Source organism: Pedobacter sp. AW31-3R (assembly GCF_052180285.1).
Taxonomy (GTDB): domain Bacteria; phylum Bacteroidota; class Bacteroidia; order Sphingobacteriales; family Sphingobacteriaceae; genus Pedobacter.
On record NZ_CP197475.1, the window covers coordinates 1,894,374 to 1,915,935 of the forward strand.

The window sequence follows — 21,562 nt, forward strand, 5'->3', positions numbered from 1 at the left end:
CTGCCTGATCTTTAAAACCAGGCACCTTGTTGAATCCTAACTACTTTTTTAAGCGAAATACAGGTAACCCTTTATGGTTACTATTGGCCTTTCTTCTGTCTTTTACTGTCGCACTTGCACAGAAAAAAAAGGTGATTCCGGTAAAACCTCCCGTTTATCTGAACGAAGAGGGAAAATTGGGGTATACACCTGATGCTTTAGGTAACAGGATACCTGATTTTTCTTATTGCGGTTACCGTGCCGGTGCTGAAGTGATACCGGATGCAGTGATCAGGATTGTGGTGCCTGTACAAAATGAAGATGCCACACAGCTGATTCAATCGGCATTGGATGATGTTGCCCGTTTACCGCTGGGGAAAGACGGACTGCGTGGCGCCGTACTGCTGCAAAAAGGAACTTATCGTGTCAAAGGTTCATTATATCTAAAAAATTCGGGTGTGGTGTTGCGCGGAAGCGGAACAGGAATGAAGGGGACAGTCATCCTGGCTACAGGGGTAAGACGTGAGGCGCTGATTAACATTGCCGGAAAAGATAACAGCATACAAGAACAGGAGATCAGCATAGCTGATGCTTATGTTCCTGTAAATTCTTTTCAGATCAATGTTTCCGGAGCTGCGTTGAAGCATGGATTCAAGCCGGGGGACAAGATTAAGGTCCGTCGCCCTTCAACGAAAGAATGGATCGACCTTATTGGTACCGAACACTTTGGTGGAGGTATTACCTCCCTTGGCTGGAAAGCGGGACAAAGGGATATTTCCTGGGACCGCACTGTGGTCGCCGTCAAAGGATCACTCATCACTCTTGACGCACCTTTGACGACCGCATTGGATACCAGTTATGGGGGCGCGTATGTTTCCAGGTATACCTGGAAAAACCGGATTTCAAATGCCGGTGTAGAAAATATGGAATTGGTATCTGACTATGATACGAAAAATATAAAAGATGAAGATCACCGCTGGACAGCGATCGGCATTGAAAATACAATAGACGGATGGGTGAGGCAAGTGAATTTTCATCATTTTGCGGGTTCTGCCGTCACCGTTCTTGCCTCCGCGAGAAGGATCACGGTGGAGGATTGCAAGTCTCTCGATCCTGTCTCAGAAATCGGTGGACAAAGAAGAAATACCTTTTTAACCACAGGTCAGCAAACCTTATTTCAACGCTTGTATTCAGCCTATGGCTACCATGACTTTGCTGTAGGGTTTTGTGCAGCAGGTCCGAATGCTTTTGTAGAGTGTAAAGCCTATATGCCTTTCAGTTTTAGTGGTACAACGGACAGCTGGGCATCAGGTGTATTGTTTGATATAGTTAACATCGACGGACAGGCGGCATTGAGTTTTGCCAACCGGGGTCAGGATGGAATGGGTGCCGGATGGACAGCTGCAAACAGCGTATTCTGGCAGTGTTCGGCTTCCAGGGTAGATTGTTTTCAACCTCCGGGGGCGCAGAACTGGGCCTTCGGAACATGGGCACAGTTTGCAGGCGATGGTTACTGGGATATGTCAAATGAGCAGATTAAACCTAGAAGTTTATATTATGCGCAATTGAAAGACCGTATGGGAGATGCTGTCAGTTCCAGACAGTTCCTGATGCCTGTACCTACGGAAGCATCAAGCAGTCCTTCGGTGGAAACAGCAGCGGAACTAACAAAATTAGCGGGGCAACCAGCTTTTACGCTGGAAGATTTTATTGATCAGGCGCCTACGCGCCAAGCTATTTCCCTAAAGGCGCAAGGTTTGAAAACGATCGCTCAGATAGGCCTGAAAAGTCAGGCAGCACGAAAGATCGCCGAGCCGATGTCCGTAACCAATGGATGGCTAATGCGCGGCAATGTTTTGGTTTCTGGAAAACGCCAGGATGTACAATGGTGGACCGGTAGCGCACGTCCATATGGTTTAAAAGGTTCAAGATCGCATATCACGCGTTTCGTACCCGGACAGACAGGGAAAGGACTTACGGATGATTTAAATGAAGTTACCGATAGCATGGTGCTGAACAAGGTAGTGGCGATTGACCATAATTATGCATTGTGGTATGAGCGCCGTCGTGATGACCATGAAAGGATACGAAGGATTGATGGTGATGTCTGGCCTCCGTTTTATGAATTGCCTTTCGCAAGAAGCGGACAGGGGACAGCGTATGATGGATTGAGCAAGTATGACCTGACAAAATATAATAAATGGTACTGGAGCAGGCTGAAGGAATTTGCTGACTATGCCGATGAAAAAGGGCTTACCCTGCTGCACCAGAATTATTTTCAGCACAATATCATTGAGGCTGGTGCACATTATGCCGATTTCCCCTGGAGAACAGCGAATAACATTAATGATACAGGCTTCCCTGAACCCGTGCCCTATGCCGGGGACAAGCGGATTTTTATGGCTGAACAGTTTTATGATATCAGCAATCCTGCAAGAAGGAAAATCCACCGCGCATACATTCGCCAATGCCTGGAGAACTTTAAAGATAATACCGGAGTGATCCAGTTTATTGGTGCTGAATTTACCGGGCCTCTTCATTTTGTAGCTTTCTGGATAGATACCATAAAAGAATGGGAGGAGGAAACCGGTAAAAAAGTGCTGGTTGCCTTAAGTACGACAAAAGATGTTCAGGATGCTATTCTGGCGGATAAAGAACGTGCAAAAGTAGTAGACATCATTGATATCCGCTACTGGCACTACCAGGCGGACGGGAAAACCTATGCTCCGGCAGGCGGGCAAAGCCTGGCTCCAAGACAGCAGGCCAGACTTTATAAACCTAAGAAAACTTCTTTTGAGAAGGTGTATACTGCCGTGAGTGAATATAAATTGAAATACCCGGAGAAAGCAGTCATTTACAGTGCCGACAATTATGACAGTTATGGCTGGGCGTCATTTATGGCCGGAGGCTCTCTGACCAATATCCCATCAATTGCAGCTCCCGGAATTTCTGCTGAGTTGTCAACCATGAAACCTGTGGTACTCCCGGCAACTGATCCCCTGCGGGCCAGTGTACTGGCAAAAGAGGGTATCGCCTATCTCATTTATGCAGATACCAATCAGACGGCTGTGATTGATCTTCCCCTGGGGGAATTTATGATGCAAAGCATAAATCCTAAAGATGGAAGTGTCCAAAAGAAAAAAGAACGTATTGCAGGAGGGCAGCATTTCAATTATAAGAATCAAACCTCTGGTGTACAGTTAATCTGGATTTCAAAACTATAAATATGTATAAGAACTTATTGCTCATTGTTTCCCTTGCGTTTTTTATAACCGCATGTAAGGTAGAAAAGAAAGAAGAAGGTATGCAGGCATTGTCTGTTTCTGCAAATAAAAGGTATCTGATGACGGCAGATGGCAAGCCATTTTTCTGGCTTGGGGATACAGGGTGGTTGTTATTCAATAAACTGGACAGAACAGAGGCGGATCAGTATCTTGAAGACCGCCGTAAAAAAGGATTTAACGTGATTCAGGTGATGGTGTTGCATACCGTTCCTTCTGTAAATCAATATGGGGATTCCTCTCTGGTTAAAGGGGATATTTCCAAACCGGATACCACTCAGGGTAATCTGGCTACAGATGCCGCACAATATGATTATTGGGACCATGTAGATTATATTGTCGATAAAGCGGCGTCCAAGGGACTTTATATGGCTATGGTGCCGGTTTGGGGAACGAATGTTAAAAATGGGCTGGTTACGCCACTGCAGGCAAAAACTTATGCGGAGTTCCTGGCTAAACGGTATAAGGACCGGAAGAATATTATATGGCTGAATGGCGGGGATATTAAGGGGAGCGATTCTATTGAAGTATGGCAAACGATAGGAAAGACATTGAAACTGAATGACCCGGGGCATTTGGTGACGTTCCACCCCAGGGGGAGAACACAGTCGTCTGACTGGTTTCATGATGCACCTTGGCTGGATTTTAATATGGTGCAGTCGGGCCACCGCAGGTACAGCCAGGATACTTCAAAAAATGAAACCCTCCATTATGGGGAAGATAACTGGAAATATATTGCAGCAGATTATCACCTGAAGACACCAAAGCCTACTATAGATGGCGAACCTTCCTATGAAGGGATACCTCAGGGGCTCCATGATATCAATGAGCCACGCTGGACCGCAGAAGATGTAAGACGTTATGGCTACTGGTCGGTATTTGCCGGTGCATTTGGCTATACCTACGGACAAAATTCTGTGATGCAGATGCACAAGAGTACAGATAAAGAAAGTGCTTACGGATCTCATGAAGTATGGTCGTCGGCCATCAATGCCCCGGGTGCTTCTCAGATGGTTTACCTGAAAGAACTGATGTTATCCCGTCCGTTTTTTGAGCGTATTCCTGATCAGTCGCTGGTTGCGGTTGGTCCTTCAGAAAAATATAACAATATCCTTGCTACGCGAGGAAAAGACTACCTGATGGCTTACACCTATACAGGAAGAACATTTTCGCTGTACATGGGGAAAATATCAGGTGAACGTTTGAGGGTTTCCTGGTTTAATCCGCGTGATGGAAAAACGACAAAAGGGGAAGAGATTGAGAATACAGGAAGCCATAGTTTTGACCCTCCGGGCGAAGAGAAACCAGGAAATGATTGGGTGTTGATACTTGATAGTCTGTAGGTATGAGGTATGGCCTGTGGATAGTTGCCCTGTTGTTTTTAAGTTCCTGCTCGAAAGAGGTGTATCTGTTTACCTCTTTCCATGAGCCTGCTACGGATGGCTTGCGTTACCTGTACAGCTATGACGGGTATAACTGGAAAGGTATTGATGGAACTTTCCTCAAACCGGAGATCGGTGTACAAAAGGTGATGCGCGACCCCTCTATAGCAGTGGGACCGGACGGGATTTATCACCTGGTGTGGACAACGAGCTGGCGTGGGGATAAAGGTTTCGGCTATGCTTCTTCAACCGACCTGATTCACTGGTCTGAGCAGAAAATGATTAATGTGATGCAGCATGAACCGGAGACGGTGAATGTATGGGCTCCCGAAGTGTTTTATGATAAAGAGAGTCAGCAGTTTATCATCATCTGGGCTTCAGCTATTCCTTTCCGTTTTCCGAAAGGAACGGAGGAAGAGAACAATAACCATAGGATGTATTATACCCTGACACGTGATTTTAAAACTTTCAGCGAGGCCAGGTTATTTCTGGATCCCGGTTTTAGTGTGATTGATGCCGTGATTGTCCCGCGTGAAAAGGAGGATTATGTGCTGGTCTTAAAAGACAATACCAGGGCCAACAGAAATCTGAAAGTTGCTTTCAGTAAGGAACTGACAAGTGGCTATGCCGGTGTCTCAGCCCCCTTCAGCGGAAACCTGACGGAAGGCCCTTCGGTTGTTAAGATCAAGGATAACTGGCTGATTTATTATGATGCCTATGGGGAAAAGAGATATGCAGCTTATAAGACATCTGATTTCAGGACATTTAAGGAGGTGTCTGCAGAGATAAGTATTCCGGAAGGGCATAAACACGGGACGATTTTTAAATCGTCAGAAAAAGTACTCAGGGGGCTAAAGTCAAAAGCGAACGAGAAAAATTGATAAATAAAATTTAGAATGAGAAGTATATTTAAGGTTGTTGCGGTTATCTGTTTGAGTTCATTGATGTCCTATGTTCAGGCACAGGATACAGTTAGGTATACAGGAAAAACACTTTCTAATGTAGATTACCATCATGGACAGCTAAGTCCTGCGGTGGGTGTACACAATATCCAGGTATTCAGGGCCAACAGGGAACACCCTGAAATGGCGGGCGGCCATAACTGGACTTATAACCATCAGCCGATGCTGGCTTACTGGAACAATACTTTTTATCTGGAATTTCTAAGCAATCCTGTAGGGGAGCATATCCCTCCGGGAGAAACATTAATGCTGACTTCTAAAGACGGCTATAACTGGTCTGCTCCGGAAGTGATTTTTCCTCCTTACAAGGTTCCCGATGGGGTGACCAAAAAAGGTTATCCCGGTGTGGCCAAAAATTTATATGCAGTCATGCACCAGCGGGTAGGATTTTATGTGACCAAGAATAAGAGGTTGCTGGTGATGGGATATTATGCCATTGTGATGGATAAAAAAGATGATCCCAATGATGGAAATGGAATTGGTCGCGTGGTCAGGGAAGTTTATGCAAACGGCAAATATGGTCCGGTTTATTTTATCAGGAATAATGCAGCCTGGGATAAGTCGCGCTCTACCTATCCTTTTTATACAAAAAGTAAGGATAAAGGGTTTGTTAAGGCCTGTGAGGAGTTGATGGCACAACCACTGATGATGCAGCAATGGGTGGAGGAAGCGGATCGGGATGATCCCCTTATTCCGCTGAAAAGAAGCATTAAAGCCTTTAGTTTTTATCACCTGCCGGATAACAGGGTAGTCGGATTATGGAAACATGCACTGACCTCCGTAAGTAATGATGGAGGGAAAAGCTGGGTGTTTAATCCATTGCGGGCACCAGGATTTGTGAACAGTAATGCAAAAATATGGGGACAAAGGACTGATGACGGACGATTTGCTACTGTTTATAATCCTTCAGAGTTTCGCTGGCCATTGGCAGTTTCCACAAGCAATGACGGATTGAATTATACTGATTTATTATTGGTTAACGGAGAGATTACTTCTATGCGTTATGGTGGCAATTACAAATCTTATGGACCACAATATGTACGTGGAATTCTGGAAGGCAATGGCAATCCTAATGATGGAAATATGTGGATTACCTACAGTGTGAATAAAGAAGATATTTGGGTGGCTGCGGTTCCTGTCCCCATAGTTTCGACGGTATCTGCTGAGGTGAATGAGGTCTTCAGTGAGATGAAAGCCGGAACAGAACTCCAGCAATGGAATTTGTACAGCCCGCTCTGGGCTACTGCAAAAATGGAAACTTTACCCGCAACGGCAGGATTTCCGGCAGGAGAAAAAGCATTGGTCTTGCGTGATAAGGATAAATTCGATTATGCCAAGGCAGAAAGGATTATTCCGGCAGGGAAAGATATGACTGTGGAGTTTTCGGTGACACCGGCACAGGCAGATAAAGGATTGTTACATGTGGAATTGAATGACAGTAAAGGACAGGCCGCTTTAAGACTCGTTTTTGACGCAGACAGTATTTTAAAAAATAAAGCAGGTTACCGCTATTCAGGTGTGACCAAATATGAAAAGAACAAGACTTACACTGTAAAGATAGAGGTACATGTGGGCAGCCGCTCGTATGATGTGGAAATAAATGGGAAGAAAACCGGGACAAAGATATTTTTTGCCCCTGTAGCTGAAATTCAGCGCGTGACTTTCAGGACCGGCGAGTTGCGAAGATTCCCTGATAGTGATACGGGTACTGACCAGGATTTTGATTTGAAAGATGCTGGGGAGGGAACTCCTGAAGCTGTTTTCTATATCCATTCACTTAAAACAACTCAACTGTAGGACGATGGGAAGATTAAATTCAATGGTAATCCGCACACTATTCGTTGTTGGATTGGGAATATTCTCCGGATTGAAATCATTTGCACAACAGGAACAAGCGGCTACAGAGATAATGATGCTTTCCGGAACAGGAAATGAACATACGGTAAACTGGGAGTTCTTCTGTACCGCAGGACGGAATTCCGGAAAATGGACGACGATAGCGGTACCCTCGAACTGGGAACTTCAGGGATTCGGAAAATATGATTATGGATTTGCCCCCGATAGTCTGAGGGGCAAGGAGCAGGGATTATACAAGCGCCGCTTTACCGTAACTAAAGGATGGAAAGGAAAGAAGATCAATCTTGTTTTTGAAGGGGTGATGACGGATGCTGAAGTAAAGGTGAACGGAAAGGTAGCCGGAGCCCTGCATCAGGGATCTTTCTATTCTTTTAAATACGATATCAGTGGATTGGTCAGCTATGAAAAGGATAACCTGCTGGAAGTAAAGGTGTCTAAACATTCGGCAAATAAATCAGTGAATGAAGCAGAACGCAAAGCAGATTTCTGGTTGTTTGGTGGGATATTCCGACCTGTTTTCCTGGAAGCTTTGCCGGCAGTTCACCTGGAAAGGGTGTCTTTGGATGCGAAGGCAGATGGAACTTTATCCGGCAAGATTATTTCCAGGGGGGTAACGGACCAGCTTTCGGTAGAGGTGTATGACATGCAGGGAAAGCGTATCGGCGAAAGTTTCAGCATGGAGCTGAAGAACCAGGCAAAAGCAAAAGGAACGTCTGTTTATGCTTTTCAGACAAAGTATGCGAACATAAAGCTATGGTCGCCCGAATACCCATCTTTATATAATACAACGATTCGTCTTTACAGGAAAGGGAAAATTGTCCATAGCGTGCAAAAGAAAATAGGTTTCCGAACCATTGAGGTTAAGGCCAGGGATGGAATGTATGTAAACGGTGCAAAAATAAAATTCAAAGGGGTAAACCGACATTCTTTCTGGCCAACATCGGGCAGAACGACGAGTAAGAAAATTTCGGTAGCGGATGTTTCCCTGATGAAAGACATGAATATGAATGCGGTAAGGATGTCGCATTACCCACCGGATGATCATTTTCTGGAGGTTTGCGATTCACTGGGTTTATTTGTAATGGATGAGCTGGCCGGATGGCATGGGACGTATGATACGCCTACGGGTACTAAATTAGTAAAAGAGATGATTGCCCATGATGAGAACCATCCCTCTATTGTCTTCTGGGCAAATGGGAATGAAGGGGGGCATAACCTGGAACTGGACGAGTTCTTCGGTCGGGAGGATGTGCAGAAGCGGCCTGTCATACACCCCTGGCAGGTGTTCAGCGGTTTTGACACCCAGCATTACAGGGAGTACAATTATGGTATTGGCAATTATGACCAGGGCCGCAATATTGTGATGCCTACAGAATTCCTGCATGGGATGTATGATGGCGGACATGGTGCCGGACTGGAAGATTATTGGAAAGCGATGTGGTTAAACCCGCTTTCCGCTGGAGGATTCTTATGGGATTTTGCGGATCAGGGGGTAGTAAGGACAGATAAAAATGGAGTGATTGATACCGATGGAAACCATGGTGCTGATGGTATTGTGGGTCCTTTTCATGAAAAAGAGGGCAGCTATTATGCAATCAAGGAAATCTGGAGCCCCGTTTATATCGAACACAGGGAAATAACACCTGCGTTTGATGGTACGCTGACGATGGAAAACCGCTTTTCTTATACAGACCTGAAGGATTGTCGTTTCAACTGGAAACTGCGCCGTTTTGCAGATGCGGATTCGATATCCGGTACTGCAAAGTCGCCCGTAGTGGCTCCACTGACTAAAGGACGGTTGCAGCTTGCCTTACCCGGCAACTGGAGTACTTATGATGTCCTGGCATTGAAGGTAACTGACCCTCATGGCAGGGAGATCTTTACCTGGACTTTTCCAATCGTTAAGCCGGATGTACTTGCGGCAACAATCGTTCAGAGGAATGGCGATGGAAAAGTGGGGATGACGGAGACGAATACAGTTTTCCGCATTACGGTGAAAGGCTTACAGCTGGATATCAATAAAAAAACAGGGATCCTGGAGGAAGTAAAACAGGGAAAAGAAGTGCTGCCTATAAAAAATGGACCTGTATTGCAGGAAGGATTGAGCAACTTCAGTACTTTTTCCTACCATAAGGAAGGAGATTCGGCTATTGTCAGTTCCGTATTTGACAAGAAAAATACATACAATACACTCCGTTGGGTGATCTATCCATCAGGCTGGGTGAAAATGGAAATGAGGTACTTCCCTGGAGCCTATTTTACGAATTTTGTGGGGGTTAATTTTTCTTTTCCTGAGCAGCAGCTGAAAAGCGTAACTTACCTTGGCAATGGCCCTTACAGGGTCTGGAAAAATAGGATGAAAGGAAATCAGTTTGGGGTTTGGAATAAAGCATACAATGATGTCGCCACAGGGGAAAGCCCTTTTGCTTATCCGGAATTTAAAGGTTACCATTCAAATGTATACTGGACCCAGTTTAATACCACGGGTCAGTCTTTTAAGGTGCTGACTGATCAGGAGGATATGTTTCTCCGTCTTTTTACGCCTAAAAAATCAGATGATCCTTATCAGAACCTGCAGGCATTATTCCCTTCAGGAGATGTATCTTTTATGCAGGGAATAGCAGGTATCGGTACGAAGACACAGAAACCGGAAACTACCGGTCCCATGGGAATGAAGAATATTTATTATGATTATGAAAAGGAACCGGTAAGGGCAAAAGTACTTACGCTGTACTTTGATTTCTCCGGTAAACCATTGAAAGGGGTAACAGCAGAATGAAGGGAATTTTAAAAGCCGGCTTGTCTATCGGGATGGGATTTGTTGTGCTCCTGTTTCTTTCGGCCAGCCCTGTTTATGCGCAGGTACAGTTGAACCATCCGCTTTGCGAGATGCGGGAGAATCCGCTGGGCATAGATGTGGTCAGGCCAAATATGAGCTGGGGGATTACCGGGAGTGCCCGCGGTATTGAACAGCAGGCATTCCAGATACTGGTGGCTTCCACGGCTGAAAAACTGGCTGCCGGTGAAGGGGATTTGTGGGACTCCGGAAAAATAGAATCGGCTGCCTCAGTGAATGTCACCTATGGAGGCAAGGCACTGAAGAGCCGGATGAAATGCTTCTGGAAGGTCAGGGTATGGACGAATAGTGGAGAGAGTGCATGGTCTGCACCTGCCTGCTGGAGTATGGGTTTATTAAAAGCCGCGGATTGGAAAGGCCGTTGGATCGGAATGGACCATCCTGCAAAAGGTGATGTGGAGACCCAGTTTTCCCGTCTTTCCGCCCGGTATTTCCGTAAGGAGTTTAATGCTGCCAAGCAGATTAAATCGGCCACAGCTTATATTATAGGACTTGGATTGTATGAGCTGTACCTGAATGGCCGGAAGGTTGGCGACCAGGTACTGGCACCGGGGCCAACAGATTATACTGCTGGGGTAAAGTACAATACCTTTGATGTGACTTCATTTTTAAAGACCGGAACCAATGCCATTGGCACCATTTTAGGCAATGGACGCTATTACACCATGAGACAGGCCTATAAGCCCTATAAGATCAAGACTTTCGGTTATCCTAAGATGTTGTTTAACCTGGAGTTGGAATATGCAGACGGAAGCAGGGAAGTGCTGAGTACAGATGATAGCTGGAAGATGACTGCTGAAGGTCCTATACGTGCAAACAATGAGTACGATGGGGAAGAATATGATGCGACCATGGAAATGCCGGGATGGAATACGGCAGGTTTCAATGCGGATGCCTGGCAGAAAGCAGAATACGTGCAGGAGGCCGGAGGGATGCCAGAGGCACAGATGAATGAGAACATGAAAGTGATGGAAACGCTTACACCTGTTTCTATCAAACAGATAAAGCCGGATGTCTATATCCTGGATATGGGACAGAATATGGCTGGCTGGATAAAGATGTCTGTTTCCGGTACCGCGGGAAAGCAGGTGAAACTCCGTTTTGCGGAGACCTTGCAGGATAATGGTGAGCTCTTTGTTAAGAATCTCAGGGATGCCAGAGTCACCGATATCTATACCCTGAAAGGTGGAACAAGGGAAGTATGGGAGCCTTCTTTCGTCTACCATGGATTCAGGTATGTGGAAATTACCGGTTATCCGGGTAAACCGCAGCTTAAGGATTTTGAGGGGCGTGTAGTCTATGATGAGATGAAAACTACAGGTACATTCTATACCTCAAATGCGATGATCAATAAGATCCATCAAAATGCCTATTGGGGAATAAGAGGGAATTATAAAGGGATGCCGGTCGATTGTCCACAAAGAAATGAACGTCAGCCCTGGTTGGGTGACCGGACTACAGGAGCCTATGGAGAAAGTTTCCTGTTTGACAATGGCCGCCTGTACACCAAATGGCTGGATGATATTCAGCAGGCGCAAAAGGCAGATGGAAGTATTCCGGATGTGGCCCCGGCATTCTGGCGTTATTACAGTGATAATGTAACCTGGCCTGGTACTTATCTCACCATTGCTGAGATGATTTATCAGCAGTTCGGCGATATAAGACCTATGGTTAAACATTATCCATCCATGAAGAAATGGATATTGTACATGCAAACCAACTATACAAAGGATGGGCTGATGACCAAAGATAAGTATGGGGATTGGTGTGTACCACCTGAGTCTAAGGAAATGATTTTTTCCAGGGATCCGGCACGCAAAACGGATGGGGAGCTGATTGCTTCGGCTACTTATTATAAAATGCTGACGCTGATGCAGGAATTTGCGCTACGCCAGCACCTGGAGGCAGATGCCAGGGACTATAAATTAATGGCAGAAAAACTAAGGCAAGCTTTTACCCATAAGTTTTTAAACCGGGAAAAATTATTTTATGGAAATAATACCGTTACCGCTAACCTGCTGCCGCTAAGTTACGGTATGGTCGGCGATGAGGATAAAGTGGCCGTTTTCAAAAATATTACCGATAAAATTCAGGAGAATAATGGTCATATCAGTACGGGGGTAGTTGGCACACAGTTACTGATGCGCGGTGTGTCTGCTTATGGAAGGCCTGATCTTGCCTACGGCTTCAGCACGAATACAACCTATCCAGGCTGGGGATATATGGTGGAGAATGGAGCAACGACGATCTGGGAACTGTGGAATGGAAATACAGCAGATCCGGGAATGAACTCTCAGAATCATGTGATGTTGCTGGGTGACCTCCTGATCTGGTATTATGAGAATGTTGGTGGCATAAAGGCGGCAAGTCCGGGATTTAAGACGCTGCAGATGAAGCCTGAAGTCATTGAAGGATTGTCATTCGCAGAAACAAGCCATGAGTCTGTCTATGGGTTGATCAAAAGTAAATGGTCAAGGAAGAATAAACGTTTTACCTGGGATATTACACTTCCGGCAAATACAAGTGCCAGGATTTATATTCCGGCAAATGCCGTGGATCGTATTCTTGAAAATGGGAAGAAGATCTCCAGTATAAAGGATATACATTTTATACAGATGGAAGGTGGCCGTGCAATCCTGGAAATAGGATCTGGCGCTTATCATTTTGAGTCGGAAATTAAATAACACACCTAATAAAATAAGTGATGAAAAGAATTACAGCGGTTATATTGCTCTTGTTTTTGGCGGTAAAGCTAAATGCACAGGTAGAGAAATGGCAAACAGGGGTACTGGTGAATGAATTTCTGTATGATCAGGCTTCCTTTCCATCCTGTCATTCCGCTACCCTGGCTGAAACGCCAACGGGTTTGGTTGCCTCTTTTTTCGGGGGGACTAAGGAACGTAATCCTGACGTGGAGATTTATATCTGTCGCAGGGTTGATGGAAAGTGGACTGCGCCTTATAGCGTAGCCAATGGTATTCAGGAGAATGGAAAGAGGTTACCTACCTGGAACCCTGTGTTGTACCAGGTGCCGGGAGGAGAGCTGCTCTTATTTTATAAAATCGGCCCAAAACCTTCTGAATGGTGGGGAATGATGAGAACTTCTGCTGATGGGGGAAAGACTTGGTCGGATGCCCGTAAATTGCCTGATGGCTTTATCGGGCCGGTAAAAAATAAACCGGTTCTTTTGAGTAACGGCAATTTGATCTGTCCTTCAAGTACTGAAGGTAATGGATGGAAACTGCATTTTGAGGTGACGCCGGATTTTGGGAAAACCTGGAGGAAAATAGGCCCAATCAATGAAGCCAAGGTGATTGGTGCGATACAGCCAAGTATTTTGGACCATGGCAATGGGAAATTGCAACTATTGGCCAGAAGCCGTAACAGGGCTTTGATATCCGCCTACTCCAATGACAATGGGGAAACCTGGTCGCCGCTGGAAAAAACCAGTCTGCCGAATAACAACTCCGGCACTGACGCAGTCACGCTGAAAGATGGACGGGATGTACTGGTCTATAACCATGTATTGCCTCCCGGTGATCTTGCCAAAGGTCCGCGGACGCCCCTGAATGTGGCCATCTCAAAAGATGATAAAAAATGGGATGCAGCCCTGATCCTGGAAGATTCTCCGATCAGCCAGTATTCTTATCCTGCAGTCATTCAGACAAAAGATGGCCTGCTGCATTTTATCTATACCTGGAGGAGACAAAAGATCAAACACGTTGTTGTTGATCCTGCCAAACTGAAATTAAAGAAAATTAAAGACGGGAAGTGGCCTTTAATGAAGGGATATACTGCTCCGGAAGTGATTATGGGTAAAGCTGAAGAACAATAAAACGATCAAGATGACTGGTAGGAAAAATTCGGGTGACCGTAAAATGCAGCAGGGAATTAAAAGGAATGTGCTCCTGCTGTTCCTGGTCTTATTATTTGCAGGGTATACACCTGTTGCTGCACAAAACTCCGATGATGAATATAAAGAACCTTTACAGGAAGTCTTAAAAAAAATAGAATCCAGATTTGGCCTGAAGATAAAATACTCGGAAGACCAGGTGAAAGACCAATGGGTGAAATATGCGCAGTGGAGATTCAGGGAAACAGCAGAGGCAACCCTGGAGAATGTGCTGACACCATTGGATATGAAAGTGAATAAGGAAAAAGAGAAGCTGTATAAACTCAAACCTTATGAATACCACCGCTGGAAAGTGACCGATGGCTGGGCGAAACTGGATACTCTTGCTGCGGGTACACCAGACCTTGCCCGTTGGGAGAAGAGGAAATCTGAATTGCGGCCTGAACTTTATGCGGCTTTACAGTTATCGCCACTACCGGCTAAGCCGGATTCGAAACCAATTGTGACCTCCCGCAGAACACTGAATGGATATACAGTTGAAAATATTGCCATTGAGATGATGCCCGGCTTATATGTGAGTGGGTCGTTATACCGTCCCCTGAAGGTAAAAGGGAAGATCCCTGTGGTGTTGAGCCCTGATGGGCATTGGGGTGGACACCGTTACCGGGCTGATTGTCAGAAAAGATGTGCCATGCTGGCCAAAATGGGTGCGATGGCTTTTAGTTATGATTTGTTTGCCTGGGGAGAATCTTTGCTTCAGTTTAAGAGTGAAGACCACAGAAGAAGTCTTTCACAAACAGTACAGGCACTGGGTGCAATCCGAATCCTTGACTACCTGCTTGGCCTGAAAGAAACCGATCCGCAAAGGGTAGGGATTAGCGGAGGTTCTGGGGGAGGCAGCCATACTGTCCTGATGGCTGCCCTGGACGACAGGATAAAGTTATCTGCTCCTGTGGTGTCTTTGTCTTCTTATTTTTATGGTGGCTGTCCCTGCGAAAGCGGAATGCCCATCCATTTTTGTGGTGGTGGAACCAATAATGTAGAGATTGCTGCCATGGCTGCACCAAACCCACAACTGGTAATTTCTGATGGGAAGGACTGGACTGCTGAAATGCCTGAGCATGATTTTCCTTACCTGCAACACCTGTATGGGTATTACAATGCCAAGGATAAGGTGAAAAATGTTCATTTACCCGAAGAAGGCCATGATTTTGGATTTTCAAAACGGATTGCCCTGTACGACTTCGTGTCTGCCCATTTTAAACTCAATAACGGGCAATTGAAAGATGGAACCGGCAAGTACGATGAATCTGCCATAGTGATTGAAAAACCTTCTGCACTGTATGTTTTTGGAGAGAATGGCGAAAGATTGCCGAAAAATGCAATAATGGGGTTTTCAGCTTTGGAAGCCTTGTTTAGCCCTGTCAAATAATAACCCCAACAATTTAAATTTAGCCGAGATGAATCACTTAAATTTCCCTAAGCCAATAAACATAATTACTGCAATTGTCCTGACTGTACTTTGTTCAGGTGTATTGACCAGCGTTTCCGCTCAGGATAAAAAGAAACAACAGTATAAAATTGCTGTGATTGACCTGATGATTCTGAAACGACAGAAATTAAGTGCTTTACAGTTGACGAAGGATATCGGTGCTGATGGGGTTGAAGTGGATATGGGGGGATTAGGAAAAAGAGAAACCTTTGACAGTAAACTTGCCGATCCGGCGATCCGGCAAGAGTTTATGGCCAAAGCAAAAGAACTGAATATCGAGATCTGTGCATTGGCAATGACGGGTTTTTATGCACAATCATTTGCATTGAGGCCGACCTACGAAAGGATGGTCTCAGATTGCCTGGAAACCATGAAAGCAATGCAGGTAAAAGTTGCCTTTCTTCCACTGGGAACGCAGGGAGATCTGGTGAAAAATCCTGAACTCAGACCTGCAATCGTTGAACGCTTAAAGGTAATTGGTAAGCTTGCAAAAAAGGCTGGGTTAGTGATAGGCATCGAAACTTCTTTACCGGCATCAGCGGAACTGCAACTCCTGAAGGATGTCGGCTCTCCGGCAGTTCAGATTTATTTTAATTTCTCTAACCCATTAAAAGAAGGACGTGACTTAATCCGTGAAATGAAAATCCTGGGAAGGAAACATATCATTCAGATCCATTGTACCGATGAAGATGGAGTATGGCTTCAGCACAATACCAGACTGGACATGCATAAAGTTAAAGCAGCACTTGATGAGATGAAATGGAAAGGATGGCTTGTCATTGAAAGATCCAGGGATGCGAAAAATCCGAAAAGCGTGAAAGAAAATTTTGGGGCAAATACCACTTACCTGAAATCTGTTTTTCAATAATACCAGGGCAGGTTTATCCATCCTCTTCAATGACCTGTATAGATTGGAGGAGGAAATCAAAAATATAGTTCAGGTAGTTGTATCGGGTGTTTTTAACTCATATTCTTTGATCAGGTATTGGGCTGGAATACGCAGGAGCTCACTAAATTTACGGATCATAAGGAGAGAAAGGGATTGTTTATAGTTCAATACTTTACTTACTGTTCCTTTATCTCCATATTCTTTAGCTAAATCTGAAGGTTTGTACCCAAAATCTTTCATCCTTATTTTAATAAGTGCTATCGGATCAAGTTCGGGCAGTGTCCAGGATTTTTCTTCGTATGCAGCGATCAAATGTACCAGCAGTAATTTCTCCCTGTGTGCTATCGTGCCTTTTTCAGCATGTTTGACTTCTTCATACCTCAACGTACATTGCTGATATTCTTTATCAGATTCGATGAGAAACCATGTTCTGTTATTCATTGTTCTGTCTCCTTTTTGATCGTTAATTATATTGTTGTTGCATCAACTTTGTCGTATTCATGATGTGTTCCAATGAATCGTATTTCAACAATTTCATCTTCATAATCAAGTTCTACAATGAGCCGGTATTTATTGCCGGATATTTTAAAACGTGCCCTTTTTCCCTTAATGGTTTTTGCCGTGGGAAAATCATTCAGTAAATCTGTATTCGTTTTCCATTTGGCCTTTTGTGCTATTGTTTTCCATGCCGATAGACTTTTTACGGCACCTGAATGTTTAAACGCAAATTCCTGTAATTTTTTCATGTAAATAATCGTCATTCTTTGGAGGTTGTTTTACTACTGATGTCCTTAGTTTGTTAGATTTACACATGATAATGCTTTCCTGATTATTAGAGTTAATTTTTTTTTAAATTATTGTGATTCCTGAATGGAACCTTGTTTTTAGTTACTGCAAATGTATGCATTTGGTTGGTTTTTTGCCAACTTTATTTTTGTATTTATTTTGCATTTGCTTACATAAGGGTATTTTCTTCAGTCAATTCCTGCTGCTAAGTTTTTATAAAATCTTGGTAAGATCGTAGATTAATCATTGAAGGGTTCGCTGTATCTATGTTTATCCATAAACCAAATATTATAAAATAAACGAATGCGATCGTCTTTCCTGATTTTATCTTTGCTTTTAGTCTCATTAACAGGGTATTCTCAGCTCCTAAAATCCGAAAACCTTCGGTGTGAATACAAGATTAATCCTGTTGGAATTGAAAATGCTGAACCCCGGCTGAGCTGGGAACTGGTATCAGACCAGCGCAATGTCCTGCAAGAAGCCTATCATATTCTGGTATCAGACAATCCTGCGCTGCTTAAGAAAAACATAGGGAATATATGGGATTCCAGAAAGGTAAGTTCATCGGGTTCCATCCAGGTGGTCTATAAAGGAAAACCACTCAGTGCTGCAAAAATGTATTACTGGAAGGTAATGGTATGGGATAACCTTAACCATTCTTCCGGCTGGAGCAGTGTGCAGCAATGGCAAACCGGGCTTTTCTCTCAAAAAGACTGGAAGGGCGCCCGTTGGATTGCTTATGAAGTAATGGCGGATTCTGCACGTATATTACCTTCTCATGAAGGAAAAAGAGATAAAAATGGTGGAACCAATAATGATGTGTTACCCTTATTGCGGAAAGAAATCAGCATTAAAAAGAAAATAAGCAGGGCCACTTTTTATATCTCGGGACTGGGGCATTTTGAATTGCGGATTAATGGCAGAAAGGTGGGGGATCATTTCCTCGATCCGGGTTGGACAAACTATGAAAAACAGGCTTTATACGTGCCTTTCGATGTAACGAATGAACTGAAATCGGGAAAAAATGCCCTCGGTGTGATGCTTGGAAACGGTTTTTATTATATACCAAAACAAAAGAAACGCTTCAGGAAGTTACTCACCCAGTACGGTTATCCAAAGATGATCTGCAGGCTGCAGATTAACTACAATGACGGAAGTTCAGAAGATATGATCAGCAATGAAAGCTGGAAATCTGCTCCCGGTCCCCTCACGTTTTCAAGTATATATGGTGGGGAAGATTATGATGCCACGAAAGAGAAAAAAGGCTGGGATCTTCCCGGCTTTGGCGAAGCGGGGTGGAAAAGATGTATCATCACGAACGGTCCGCCACAGCTGAATGCCCAGGCTGCCGATCCGCTGAAGGTATTTGAAGTATTTCAACCGCAGCAAATCACAGAGATCAGCAACAGGAGCAGGGTGTATGATCTCGGACAGAATTCGTCGGGTATCATCCGGATTTCCGTAAAAGGAAAAAAGGGCGATACCGTAAGGGTTACTCCTTCGGAGTTGCTCAACACCAATGGTACAGTCACCCAGAAAGCAACTGGAAGCCCTTTTTACTTCACTTATATTCTGAAAGGTGACGGACTGGAGACCTGGGAACCCCGGTTTACTTACTACGGATTCCGCTATTTACAGGTCGATGGCCTGCAACCAGTTGCAATCAGTGGTTTACACACGCGGAATGCCGCGGAACAGGCAGGGGCATTTAGAAGTGACAATGTATTGTTTAACAAGACTGCTACATTGATAGATTGGGCAATCCGCAGTAATATGGCCAGTATTTTTACCGATTGCCCGCATAGGGAGAAACTGGGCTGGCTGGAAGAATTGCACCTGATGGGAAGTTCTGTACGCTACAATTACCAGGTTCAGAATCTATTGGGTAAATCTATTAAAGACATGGAAATGGCGCAGGTGGCAAATGGTCTTATTCCGGAAATATCGCCCGAATTTACGGTGTTTACCTGGGGTGGCGACATGTTCAGGGATTCTCCGGAATGGGGAAGCAGCAGCGTAATTGTGCCCTGGTATTTTTATGAATGGTACGGGGATAAGAAAATATTAAGTGAAGCTTATCCCATGATGAAAAAGTATATCAGTTATTTACAGTCCAAAGCTCAGGACCATATACTAAGCCAGGGTTTAGGTGATTGGTATGACCTGGGGCCAAATCCTCCGGGAGTATCGCAGTTAACTCCTATGGGTGTGACAGGAACAGCTATTTATTATTATAACCTGAACATCATGCAAAAGATTGCCGCTATTATGGGTCAGGAGCAGGATATTGTGCAATACAAAAAGATGGCTGAAGAAGTAAAGCTGTCTTTCAATAAAAAATTCTTTGATGCAAAAACCAATAATTATGGTGGTGGCAGTCAGACCGCTAATGCAATGGCCGTATATATGCAATTGGTCAGTCATGAAGATAAAAAGGCCGTGGTAGCCAATATTGTAGCTGATATCAAAAAACGCAATAGCAGTTTAACTTCAGGAGATATAGGATATCGTTATTTATTGAGGGTGCTGGAAGATGAAGGTTATTCAGACCTCATTTATGAGATGAACAGCCGTGATGATGTGCCGGGATATGGTTATCAGCTGGCACATGGGGCAACCGCATTAACGGAATCCTGGCAGGCATTGCCGACCGTTTCCAATAACCATTTTATGCTGGGTCATTTGTTGGAATGGTTTTACAGTGGGCTAGGGGGAATTCGCCAAGAGGAGAAGTCCGTCGCTTTTAAAGCGATTAAAATCCATCCGGAAGTGGTGAAAGGAGTAAATTCTGCGGAGACCAGTTACCATTCACCTTATGGACAGGTAGCCACTGCCTGGAAAAATGATGATGGGGCGTTTGATTTATCCGTAGCTATTCCTGCGAATACTACCTCAACAATTTATCTCCCCGCTGCCCAATCAGACCGGATCTATGAGGGGAACCAGCTCCTTGATCAAAAAAATGTGGTGTATGAAAATGGCCGTGCAGTTATTTCTGCTGGCTCAGGTAAGTATCGGTTTAAAGTATTAAAAAAATAAGTTCCCTATGAAAGTTTGTGTGTATCTCCTGTGGTTGATGATGTGTTGTTTAACTGTTGTTTTCACTCCCGATAAGTTGCATGCCCAAAGTCGGCCGAAAGCCGGTGTTAAAACTAAAATTACCCCGACAGCTATTGCTGCGGAAAAGATGAAGGCGATTTACGAAGAAGTAAAAACCCCCTATAAATATGGATTGGTGGTGGTACCTGAATCAAATGATAAGAAACTGGATTGCCCAACCGTATTCCGTAAAGGTAATAAGTGGTATATGACCTATATTATTTTCGACGGCAGGGGATATGAAACCTGGCTGGCAGAAAGTAGCAACCTGCTGGACTGGAAGACCCAGGGAAAACTTCTTTCTTTTTCTGATACCACACGCTGGGACGGGAACCAGAAAGCGGGGTACCCTGCCTTGCAGGATATGCAATGGGGGGGGGACTATAGCTGGCCAACCTATAAAGGAAAGTATTGGATGTCTTATTTCGGTGGCAATACCACAGGATATGAAGCGGGTGACCTGTCTATCGGGATTGCCTTTACAAAGCTTTCTCCCAGCAATCCCCATGAGTGGGAAAGGTTGGCAGAGCCTGTGCTGACGGCTAAAGATGCCGATATCCGCTGGTGGGAAAACCGTAAGCTATTTAAAAGCAGTATCATCAGGGATAACAGGAAACTGACAGGCCATGAGTTTGTGATGTATTATAATGCAAATGGGGATTCTGCCAGGAATAATATCAAGACACGTTGGTTTGAGCGGATTGGAATGGCTGTATCTGACGATATGGTCAACTGGAAAAGGTATAATATTGACCCGGTGGTACATCATCCGGTGGGGATTACCGGCGACGGAGTCATCCAGAAAATCGGTGATGTATATGTCATGTTTTATTTTGGTGCTTTCTGGCAGGACCGTAAAGGTGGATTTAACAGGTTTGCCGTATCGACCGACCTGGTCAACTGGACCGACTGGGAAGGGGAAAATCTGATTGAGTCTTCAGCACCCTATGATGAAGTATTTGCACACAAGTCATTTGTCCTGAAACATAATGGGGTAGTATACCACTATTACTGTGGGGTCAATAAGTCGGAACAAAGAGGAATTGCAGTGGCTACCTCAAAAGATTTGGGTCAGAGTACAGTGAATTTTGTTGCCCCTGCAGCTGTTGTAAAAAAGAAATAAGA

At 44.5% G+C, this 21,562-nt stretch carries 13 protein-coding genes; 11 read left to right on the forward strand and 2 right to left on the reverse strand.

Annotated elements, in window-relative coordinates; all coding sequences use genetic code 11:
* Positions 1-26 precede the first annotated feature (26 nt).
* Genes ACSBL2_RS07760 through ACSBL2_RS07800 form a run of 9 tightly spaced genes read left to right on the forward strand, consistent with a single transcriptional unit; the run spans position 27 to position 16,531 of the window.
* A complete protein-coding gene (locus ACSBL2_RS07760; RefSeq protein ID WP_442591111.1) occupies positions 27-3,203 on the forward strand; it encodes a DUF6298 domain-containing protein in 3,177 nt (1,058 codons plus the stop codon).
* Between the two features lie 2 nt (positions 3,204-3,205).
* On the forward strand, positions 3,206-4,603 hold the full coding sequence (locus ACSBL2_RS07765) for a glycoside hydrolase family 140 protein (RefSeq protein WP_442591112.1): 1,398 nt from the start codon (positions 3,206-3,208) through the stop codon (positions 4,601-4,603).
* A gap of 2 nt (positions 4,604-4,605) precedes the next feature.
* A complete protein-coding gene (locus ACSBL2_RS07770) occupies positions 4,606-5,523 on the forward strand; it encodes a glycoside hydrolase family 43 protein (RefSeq protein WP_442591113.1) in 918 nt (305 codons plus the stop codon).
* A gap of 15 nt (positions 5,524-5,538) precedes the next feature.
* Complete coding sequence (locus ACSBL2_RS07775; protein WP_442591114.1) at positions 5,539-7,401, forward strand: six-hairpin glycosidase; 1,863 nt, start codon at positions 5,539-5,541, stop codon at positions 7,399-7,401.
* Between the two features lie 4 nt (positions 7,402-7,405).
* Positions 7,406-10,240 carry a glycoside hydrolase family 2 TIM barrel-domain containing protein gene (locus ACSBL2_RS07780; protein ID WP_442591115.1) on the forward strand — a complete coding sequence of 945 codons (2,835 nt, stop codon included), beginning with the start codon at positions 7,406-7,408 and terminating at the stop codon, positions 10,238-10,240.
* A complete protein-coding gene (locus tag ACSBL2_RS07785) occupies positions 10,237-13,002 on the forward strand; it encodes a glycoside hydrolase family 78 protein (protein ID WP_442591116.1) in 2,766 nt (921 codons plus the stop codon). Before ACSBL2_RS07780 ends, ACSBL2_RS07785 begins: the two co-directional genes overlap by 4 nt.
* Positions 13,003-13,022: 20 nt before the next feature.
* Positions 13,023-14,153 carry a sialidase family protein gene (locus ACSBL2_RS07790; RefSeq protein ID WP_442591117.1) on the forward strand — a complete coding sequence of 377 codons (1,131 nt, stop codon included), beginning with the start codon at positions 13,023-13,025 and terminating at the stop codon, positions 14,151-14,153.
* 10 nt (positions 14,154-14,163) lie between these two features.
* Positions 14,164-15,603 carry an alpha/beta hydrolase family protein gene (locus ACSBL2_RS07795; protein WP_442591118.1) on the forward strand — a complete coding sequence of 480 codons (1,440 nt, stop codon included), beginning with the start codon at positions 14,164-14,166 and terminating at the stop codon, positions 15,601-15,603.
* A 28-nt stretch (positions 15,604-15,631) separates the two neighbouring features.
* The gene (locus tag ACSBL2_RS07800; RefSeq protein WP_442591119.1) at positions 15,632-16,531 is read left to right on the forward strand and encodes a sugar phosphate isomerase/epimerase family protein; all 900 of its coding nucleotides are present in this window, start codon (positions 15,632-15,634) and stop codon (positions 16,529-16,531) included.
* Positions 16,532-16,600: 69 nt separating this feature from the next.
* Here ACSBL2_RS07800 and ACSBL2_RS07805 read toward each other — a convergent pair whose 3' ends face one another.
* Together ACSBL2_RS07805 and ACSBL2_RS07810 are read right to left on the reverse strand one after the other, a co-directional pair.
* The gene (locus ACSBL2_RS07805; RefSeq protein WP_442591120.1) at positions 16,601-16,993 is read right to left on the reverse strand and encodes a helix-turn-helix domain-containing protein; all 393 of its coding nucleotides are present in this window, start codon (positions 16,991-16,993) and stop codon (positions 16,601-16,603) included.
* 26 nt (positions 16,994-17,019) lie between these two features.
* On the reverse strand, positions 17,020-17,298 hold the full coding sequence (locus ACSBL2_RS07810; RefSeq protein WP_442591121.1) for a type II toxin-antitoxin system HigB family toxin: 279 nt from the start codon (positions 17,296-17,298) through the stop codon (positions 17,020-17,022).
* A gap of 343 nt (positions 17,299-17,641) precedes the next feature.
* Between ACSBL2_RS07810 and ACSBL2_RS07815 the strand changes: the two genes are divergently transcribed.
* Together ACSBL2_RS07815 and ACSBL2_RS07820 are read left to right on the forward strand one after the other, a co-directional pair.
* A complete protein-coding gene (locus tag ACSBL2_RS07815; RefSeq protein ID WP_442591122.1) occupies positions 17,642-20,377 on the forward strand; it encodes a family 78 glycoside hydrolase catalytic domain in 2,736 nt (911 codons plus the stop codon).
* 7 nt (positions 20,378-20,384) lie between these two features.
* The gene (locus ACSBL2_RS07820) at positions 20,385-21,560 is read left to right on the forward strand and encodes a glycosylase (RefSeq protein ID WP_442591123.1); all 1,176 of its coding nucleotides are present in this window, start codon (positions 20,385-20,387) and stop codon (positions 21,558-21,560) included.
* The last annotated feature ends 2 nt before the right edge of the window (positions 21,561-21,562 follow it).

Excerpts from the sequence above, each read along its gene's own strand:
- ACSBL2_RS07815 (WP_442591122.1), top strand. The coding sequence starts at position 17,642 with ATGCGATCGTCTTTCCTGATTTTATCTTTGCTTTTAGTCTCATTAACA.
- ACSBL2_RS07810 (WP_442591121.1), bottom strand. The coding sequence starts at position 17,298 with ATGAAAAAATTACAGGAATTTGCGTTTAAACATTCAGGTGCCGTAAAA.
- ACSBL2_RS07775 (WP_442591114.1), top strand. The coding sequence starts at position 5,539 with ATGAGAAGTATATTTAAGGTTGTTGCGGTTATCTGTTTGAGTTCATTG.
- ACSBL2_RS07790 (WP_442591117.1), top strand. The coding sequence starts at position 13,023 with ATGAAAAGAATTACAGCGGTTATATTGCTCTTGTTTTTGGCGGTAAAG.
- ACSBL2_RS07785 (WP_442591116.1), top strand. The coding sequence starts at position 10,237 with ATGAAGGGAATTTTAAAAGCCGGCTTGTCTATCGGGATGGGATTTGTT.
- ACSBL2_RS07820 (WP_442591123.1), top strand. The coding sequence starts at position 20,385 with ATGAAAGTTTGTGTGTATCTCCTGTGGTTGATGATGTGTTGTTTAACT.
- ACSBL2_RS07770 (WP_442591113.1), top strand. The coding sequence starts at position 4,606 with ATGAGGTATGGCCTGTGGATAGTTGCCCTGTTGTTTTTAAGTTCCTGC.
- ACSBL2_RS07795 (WP_442591118.1), top strand. The coding sequence starts at position 14,164 with ATGACTGGTAGGAAAAATTCGGGTGACCGTAAAATGCAGCAGGGAATT.
- ACSBL2_RS07780 (WP_442591115.1), top strand. The coding sequence starts at position 7,406 with ATGGGAAGATTAAATTCAATGGTAATCCGCACACTATTCGTTGTTGGA.
- ACSBL2_RS07805 (WP_442591120.1), bottom strand. The coding sequence starts at position 16,993 with ATGAATAACAGAACATGGTTTCTCATCGAATCTGATAAAGAATATCAG.
- ACSBL2_RS07765 (WP_442591112.1), top strand. The coding sequence starts at position 3,206 with ATGTATAAGAACTTATTGCTCATTGTTTCCCTTGCGTTTTTTATAACC.
- ACSBL2_RS07800 (WP_442591119.1), top strand. The coding sequence starts at position 15,632 with ATGAATCACTTAAATTTCCCTAAGCCAATAAACATAATTACTGCAATT.